The sequence below is a fragment of the Mesorhizobium sp. WSM4822 genome, assembly GCF_055811155.1.
The window spans coordinates 1-1,218 of the sequence record NZ_JBVVQM010000060.1 but is presented as its reverse complement, the minus strand read 5'-3'; the positions used below and the strand labels follow the sequence as shown (position 1 = coordinate 1,218).

The following is a 1,218-nucleotide window of genomic DNA, read 5'->3' as shown; positions in this document are numbered from 1 at the left end:
TCAACCCCTGTTCCAGTCGCAGAACCTCCTCTGGACTGGTTGGCGACTCATCAGCTTGATCGAACAGCCTCCGGGCCGTCTCGAGACCCCCGTCTGACAGGGGCTCCGCATCGCGAACCCGTTGCAGCGCGGAGAGGAGATTGCGGTTGCCTGGAAACAACGTCTCGGCGAATTTGATCCGCGAATCGCGATCCAGCCCAGAGATCGTCTGGCCCCGACTCTCCAGCGCCTCAGAAAATCTGCGAAGACTACGAGCATAGACAACACGGCTGCTCGAGGCCAACCTGCTGTCACTGGTCACTTGTTCTAAGATATGCGCGTCCGGCCGCCGGCCGGTCGCTGAATAGCCCGGCTCATGAAACGCACGGAGGACGTTCAACGCCGTCTTTATATCATTATTTTTCGGAAGGAAAGCATCGACGTGATCGACCAAGGATTGGTGATTTTTTAGATCAGACGCTTGGCCACGAGCGCCGAGATCATTCGCCAACTGGCGAAGTGAATACGAGTATCTTCGGAGCGTGCTCTCGCTATATTTTTGCTGAGCCGCAGCGTGGGCTATCGCCTTATCAATAACGTCCCGGTGTTCGTCGGACAGATGGGGATAGGCGGTAGCACGGGCGCCAGGTGAGGCGGACTCCGCATCGCGAACCCGTTGCAACGCAAAGATGAGATTGCGGCTGTCTGGAAACAACCTCTTGGCGAAGTCGATCCGCGAATCATGATCCAGCCCAGAGATCGTCAGGCTCTGACTCTCAAGCGCCTCAGAAAATCTGCGAAGAGTACGAACATACTCGGCACGGCTGCTTGGGGCCAAGCTGCTGTCACTGGTCACTTGTTCTATGATGTGCGCGTCTGCCTTTGAGGGCACCGGCGCTGGCGGCTCATGATACGCACGCAGGACGTTCAACGCCGTCTTTATATCACCGTCTTTCGGCAAGAAACCATCGACGTGATCGACCAGGGATTGGTGATTTTTTAGATCGGTCCCTTGGCCACGAGCGCCGAGATCATTCGCCAATCGGCGAAGTGCAGACGTGTAATTTCGGACCGTGCTCTCGCTATATTTTTTCTGAACCGCAGCGTGGGCAATCGCCTTATCAATAACGTCCCGGTGTTCGTCGGACAGATGGGGATAGCGGGTAGCACGGGCGCCACTCGCGACAGGAGCCGGATCGGCTCGGCGCGGCTCGGCCACGTGCTGCTCAAAGCCCGCTT

1 pseudogene is annotated in these 1,218 nt (G+C 57.4%); it reads right to left on the bottom strand.

The window, feature by feature from the left end:
* Positions 1 to 1,198, bottom strand: a pseudogene (locus tag AC0L3E_RS34505) (hypothetical protein); the annotation flags it as partial.
* Positions 1,199 to 1,218: the final 20 nt, after the last annotated feature.